Genomic DNA, 5,632 nt, shown 5'->3' with positions numbered 1-5,632 from the left:
CGATTCCCAGCAGGGCGCGGATCTGCTTTTGACGAAACGATTCGACCGGGGTAGCGTCACGGGCGGGGCAGGTTTGCGTAACGGGATGGACACCTATACTGCCGCAAGTCTGTTTCTACATTGGCGTGTTTCGCAGCGCTGGAACACCGATATAGGATATTTCTGGCATGAAGACACCGATGAGACCAGTTATCTGATGCTGGGTGGTTATCGTGATCGGTTCCATGCAGGTTTGAGTTACGCTCTTTTGAATTCGACGACACTCGAAGGTCATTTCGAATATATCGAATATGGAGGACAGGACGGAGAATCTTTGGGGAATGGAAAGAAGATGGGGTTCTCTGCCTATAGATTGTGGCGTACAGGCTATCCCGACATTCAGTTTTCGTTCAATGCCGAGTATGGAGCATTCGATGGAAAGGGTGTTCCTGAAGATCGGCTTCTCCATCTGATGAAACGACCCGAGTCTGCCATTCCTACCGATTATATGATCGTGGGGGGAGGTGTTTATATAGGGTATCAAAACGCTACAAATTATGTAAGACCATGGCGTTTTTACGCCGGTTTGTCGCCTTCTTTCGATTTCAAAGCCGAAACATTCTATCTGGGTGGTGATCTGGGTGTTGGAGGCTCGCTCTTCTGGCAGGACCATTTGAATGTCGGAGTGAAATATCTTCCCGCGATCAATATCGGACAGGAAGATGTTCTGACTTTCTATTTTTCATACAAAATGCTATATTGATAGTCAAATAAAAGAGAGCGTGGGGAGAAAGAATATGGAAGCCTACAACCGCTACTTCAACCGTCAGGTGATGCTCTGGGGCGAGGAGACCCAGGCGGCCCTTCAGAAAAAGAGGATCGCCATCGTCGGTGCGGGGGGGCTGGGAAGTTCCCTCGCCATCGCTCTGGGAGCCAGCGGGATCGGCCATATCGACATCGTCGATTTCGACGAGGTTTCCGAGCACAACATCCACCGTCAGATCGCATTCAAGGTAGGAGACGAAGGAAAGTACAAGGCCGAGCTCGTGGCGAAGCTGGTGGAGGAGCGCTGTCCCTTCGTCGAGGCGACCCCTTTTGTGATGCGTTTCGAAGCGTTCGCCCAAAAGGAGCGCTCCTACGACCTGATCCTGGATGCCACCGACAACCTTCCCAGCCGCGCCGAGATCGACCGTTACGCCAAAACCATCGGTTCTCCGTGGGTCTACGGCTCGGTGGAGGCTTTCAACGGGCAGGTCTGTTTCATAGAAAAGAGCTCCTTCGACGCTTTCCGGATCGTGGAGAGAGAGCCCGCCGGCATCGCCGCGCCGATCGTCATGCATATCGCCTCGTTGCAGGCCAATCTGGCGCTGAGGTATCTGGCTGGACAGAGTGTCAGAAAAGATCTTCTCTACTATCTCTATTTCGACGAGGCGGGCGAGCTGATCACCCAGAAGTTCAAAATGCCGGTCTGAGACCGGCCGGTTTCTGCGAAAAGGTCTTTTTTATCCGATCCGCATAAGTTCTGTGTTAATATGTTTCCATTATCACAGGAGCTTACCATGAACTACCCCCAATTTCCGAAAAACTGCACCTCTTTGCTCTGCAAGTACCTCACTCCCGAAGTTTTCGACGAGCTGAAAGATAAAAAGACGCGCTACGGCTATACACTGGAGCAGCTGATACGCTCCGGCGTAGAAAACGTCGACAGCGGTATCGGTGTCTATGCCGGTGACGAGGAGTCCTACGAGCTTTTCGCGCCGCTGCTTGATCCGATCATCCGGGAGTATCACGGTTTCGGGCCCGACGACAGGCATGTGAGCGACATGGATCCAGCGCATCTGCAGATCGGAAATCCCGATCCCGAAGGCGCCTACGTGCTCTCCACACGCATACGGGTCGGACGGAATCTCCACTGCTTTCCCCTGGGGCCCAATCTCTCACGCAGGGAGCGGCTCGTCGTCGAGTGTATGGTTTCCGACGCTCTGCGGGCGCTGGAGGGCGAACTGGCGGGCAGCTACCACCCTCTGGAGGGAATGGACAAAGAGACCAGGGAACGGATGATAAAAGACCACTTTCTCTTCAAGGAGGGCGACCGTTTTCTCGAAGCGGCGGGTCTCAACCGCGACTGGCCGGAGGGACGGGGTATCTACCACAACACAGACAAGACCTTTCTGGTGTGGGTGAACGAGGAGGATCAGTTGCGTATCATCTCGATGGAGCCCGGTGCGGATATCGCGTCGGTGTTCGGACGGCTGGCGAAAGCGGTGAAATCGCTGGAGAAGAGACTCGTTTTCGCTTTCAGCGAACGTCTGGGGTATATCACCAGCTGTCCGACGAACCTGGGCACGGCGATGCGTGCGAGCGTCCATATCCGCCTTCCGAAACTGGGGAAGGATATGGAAAAGTTCAAAACGATCACCGACAGGTATGAGCTTCAGATACGGGGCATCCACGGCGAACACAGCGAAAGTGAAGGAAGTGTCTACGACATCAGTAACAAAAGACGCCTGGGTATCACCGAGGTACAGGCGGTACGTCAGATGGCCGAAGGGGTCGAGGCGCTGATCGAAGAGGAGAAGCGACTGTAGTGAGGAATCGGGGCGATCCATCGGTTTCTGCCCGATGGACCGTCAAAGGATTTATACCATGATACCTTTGATGATATAGAAGATCAGTGCCGAAACCAAAGCGGCCGCGGGAACGGTGATGATCCAGGCCGCGACGATCTTCTTGACGGCGCTGCGCTGGACATATTTGGTCTTTTCGACCTGTTTGAGAGCTTTGGCCTCTTTTTTCACCGCTTTTTCGTGGTCCGCAATGAGTTCGAAAAGGTGGACGATACGCTCGTAATCCTGCTGTGATTTCGTCTCTTTCGCTTCGAGACTTTCAAGCTCTTTTCTGAAAGCTTCGAGGCGTTTTTTCAACTCTTCGAGTTTCTCTTCCTCCTCTTTGATGCGGTATTCGAGGCGCTGTGTCCTGTCGAGATATTCACGCAGGAAACCTACGCCGAAAACACCGCCCAGGGCGATGTGGGTGGAACTGACGGGAAGTCCGAGCTGTGAGGCGATGATGACGGTGATGGCCGCCGCCAGGGCGATGGAGAAAGCACGGATCTGGTCCAGCTCGGTGATCTCGCTGCCTACCGTCTTGATCAGTTTGGGGCCGTAGAGCGCCAGACCCAGGGAGATACCCACCGCGCCGATGACCATGACCCACAGGGGAATCGCCGCTTTGGTGGAGATCGTCGAGTGCGCCAGGGCGTCGTAGATGCCGGCCAGAGGTCCGACGGCGTTGGCGACGTCGTTGGCGCCGTGGGCGAAGCTAAGAAGCGCCGCGGCGAAGATGAGGGGGATCGTGAAGAGCTTGTTGACGCTCTCACGCTCGTCGTTGAGGGTGTGGGCGTATTTGGCGATGGCCGCTTTGACCGTGAAGAAGATGAGGGCGGCGCCGATAAGCCCGATGCCCGCCGCGACGGGAAATCCCAGTTTGATCATATGTTTCAGGCCCTTCATGATGACATATGTGACGAAAGCCCATCCCATCACGGCCACATAGACGGGAACCAGCTTCATGGCCGCCTCTTTGGTCTTCTCCTGGTAGATGATCGTCTTTTTGATGGCGTAGAGGAAGCCCGCCGCGATCACGCCGCCCAGGATCGGGGAGATGACCCAGCTGGCCGCGATTTTGCCCATCGTACCCCACGCGACGATGGCGAAGGTTCCCCCCGCCGCGATACCGCCGCCCATGACGCCGCCGACGATGGAGTGGGTCGTGGAGACGGGCGCTTTGAGGTAGGTGGCGAGGTTGAGCCACAGTGCCGCAGCCAGCAGGGCAGCCGTCATGGCCCAGACGAAATACTCGGGATGGGCGAAAGCCGCCGGATCGATGATTCCCTTCTTGATGGTGCCGGTGACATCGCCCCCTGCGATCAGGGCGCCCGCCGATTCGAAGACCGCCGCGATGAGAATGGCTCCAAGCATCGTCAGCGCCTTGGAGCCGACGGCGGGGCCGACGTTGTTGGCGACGTCGTTGGCTCCGATATTCATGGCCATGTAGGCGCCGAAAACCGCCGCGATCGCCAGGAACGGGTTGCCCGGAATCTTGTTCCAGGTCGCCAACAGTACGATCGCCATGAACACGAGGGAAAGTCCCAGGCGAAGAAAGTCGGTCTGACTCTTTTTCGCCGCCTTTTTCTGCATCTTTTCGAAGGTCTTGATCTCCATGCGTTCCGCCTTGTCGTGGAAAGATAACAAAATGGTAGCAAAGTTGAGATTAGCATAGACTAAATGGCCGGATCCCTTTTCAAAGCCGTTATAGAAATGTAACCGTCTCGTAACGCTTTTGAAACTTTTCTCTTCGATATCGTAGTTGTAAACAGACAGGGAGGCCTCATGGAAACGAGAATACGAAGGGCTTTATCCGCTGTATCGGCTCTTTCTTCCATCGTTGTTTGAAACCATCTTAAAAATTTTTAGCTTCGACCCCAAAGGCACAGAATTTTTGTGATTCAGAAAAAAAACGTTTTGATGGCGCTATAATGAACCATGCGTCGAAAAAGAGGCATCAAAACTCTACGAAAGGCCGACCATGGCAAAAACACTCAAAAAGAAGAGACTCAAAAAGATCGTGAAGAAGGCGGCGAACAAGGCGGTAGCCAAAAAACTTCTGAAAAGAAAAAAGGCCGACAAAATCAGAAAAAAGGCGCTTCAGGCTCTGTTGGAGAAAAAGCTCACGAAAAAGAAGGCGGCGAAGAAGGCAGCGAAAAAAGCGTTCAAAAAAGCTCTCTAAAGAAAAAAGAGGCATCACGCCTCTTCACTCCCGGGATCACTCGATCGTCTCGTAGGTTTCCACGGAGGGACGTCCTGTGAACCAGTCGTGGGGCGGCGTCTTTTCGTGGGATTTTTTGAAAGCGTCGCTTTGGGTATAGGCGGCGAAACTCTCCATATCCTCCCATACCGTTTCGATGACGAAAATCTTGCCTTCGCCGTTGTCGGGCATATTGGTCGCCATCATGAGACGCATCTGCCTGAAACCGGGCTGGTTTTCGATGGTGAACCCGGAGACCGCCTCTTTCAGATGCTCGGCATAGGCCCGCGCATGTTCGGGTTTGACAGGAAATTTCGTTAAAACAACTACCATAGGTTCGATCCTTTGAAAAATTTATCGGCAATTCTAGAATTTCGATTCGAAAATCTTCATAAACTTCCCGAATCGTTCGTTCTCTCAAGCTTTTGCAAAGATTTCAGGCAATATCGGTTTTTTCCGCTTTTTCTTTCAGTGGAGAGTAGAACCCATCTCAAAAATCCCCATAGGCGGTAACGGAAGCGATTTTGCTTCGTAGCAAGGCGCTTCGACGCAGGCGTGGCCAAAGCCACGTCAAGGAGAAGCAACGCCGTTACGGGGCAAAAGCGCTCCGCCCGCAGGGTGGCACGCAAAATATACGCTAGCTTCGTTGAAAATGCTCGACGATGCTTTGGCATCGCCTTGCGCTTTTCGCCTCGCCATCACACCTTTTGCGTGCCATTCCCGCTTATGGGGATTTTTGAGATGGGTTCTATGGAGAATCGGAGGGGTTCCAGGTAAAAGAGGAGATGAAAAGAGTTGTGGAAAAGGCCACGGCGCGCGGGGCGCCGTAGGTTTTACCAGTGGACTT

Annotated in this window: 6 protein-coding genes; 4 read left to right on the top strand and 2 right to left on the bottom strand. The window is 53.7% G+C overall.

The window, feature by feature from the left end:
- From Q1K23_RS07215 to Q1K23_RS07205, 3 genes are all read left to right on the top strand, one after another.
- Positions 1-742: hypothetical protein (locus tag Q1K23_RS07215; protein ID WP_300363472.1), on the top strand; the 742-nt coding region annotated here is incomplete at its 5' end.
- Between the two features lie 34 nt (positions 743-776).
- Complete coding sequence (locus tag Q1K23_RS07210; RefSeq protein WP_300363471.1) at positions 777-1,451, top strand: ThiF family adenylyltransferase; 675 nt, start codon at positions 777-779, stop codon at positions 1,449-1,451.
- Between the two features lie 87 nt (positions 1,452-1,538).
- A complete protein-coding gene (locus Q1K23_RS07205; protein WP_300363470.1) occupies positions 1,539-2,567 on the top strand; it encodes a phosphagen kinase in 1,029 nt (342 codons plus the stop codon).
- Positions 2,568-2,618: 51 nt separating this feature from the next.
- Here the strand turns inward: Q1K23_RS07205 and Q1K23_RS07200 are convergent, their stop codons facing one another.
- On the bottom strand, positions 2,619-4,202 hold the full coding sequence (locus Q1K23_RS07200) for an inorganic phosphate transporter (protein WP_300363469.1): 1,584 nt from the start codon (positions 4,200-4,202) through the stop codon (positions 2,619-2,621).
- A gap of 364 nt (positions 4,203-4,566) precedes the next feature.
- On the opposite strand from Q1K23_RS07200, the gene Q1K23_RS07195 reads away from it, so the two are divergent.
- Positions 4,567-4,767 (top strand): hypothetical protein, encoded by a 201-nt coding sequence (locus Q1K23_RS07195; protein WP_300363468.1) that lies wholly within the window; start codon positions 4,567-4,569, stop codon positions 4,765-4,767.
- A 36-nt stretch (positions 4,768-4,803) separates the two neighbouring features.
- On the opposite strand, the gene Q1K23_RS07190 is transcribed toward Q1K23_RS07195, so the two are convergent.
- Positions 4,804-5,118, bottom strand: coding sequence for an antibiotic biosynthesis monooxygenase family protein (locus Q1K23_RS07190; protein WP_300363467.1), 315 nt, complete (start codon positions 5,116-5,118; stop codon positions 4,804-4,806).
- Positions 5,119-5,632: the final 514 nt, after the last annotated feature.

This window comes from Hydrogenimonas sp. (assembly GCF_029933015.1).
Taxonomy (GTDB): Bacteria; Campylobacterota; Campylobacteria; order Campylobacterales; family Hydrogenimonadaceae; genus Hydrogenimonas.
The sequence above is the reverse complement of the archived record's forward strand: the minus strand, read 5'-3'. Positions and strand labels throughout refer to the sequence as shown.

Coding starts and splice junctions, on each gene's coding strand:
- Q1K23_RS07210 (WP_300363471.1), top strand. CDS start 777: ATGGAAGCCTACAACCGCTACTTCAACCGTCAGGTGATGCTCTGGGGC.
- Q1K23_RS07195 (WP_300363468.1), top strand. CDS start 4,567: ATGGCAAAAACACTCAAAAAGAAGAGACTCAAAAAGATCGTGAAGAAG.
- Q1K23_RS07205 (WP_300363470.1), top strand. CDS start 1,539: ATGAACTACCCCCAATTTCCGAAAAACTGCACCTCTTTGCTCTGCAAG.
- Q1K23_RS07200 (WP_300363469.1), bottom strand. CDS start 4,202: ATGGAGATCAAGACCTTCGAAAAGATGCAGAAAAAGGCGGCGAAAAAG.
- Q1K23_RS07190 (WP_300363467.1), bottom strand. CDS start 5,118: ATGGTAGTTGTTTTAACGAAATTTCCTGTCAAACCCGAACATGCGCGG.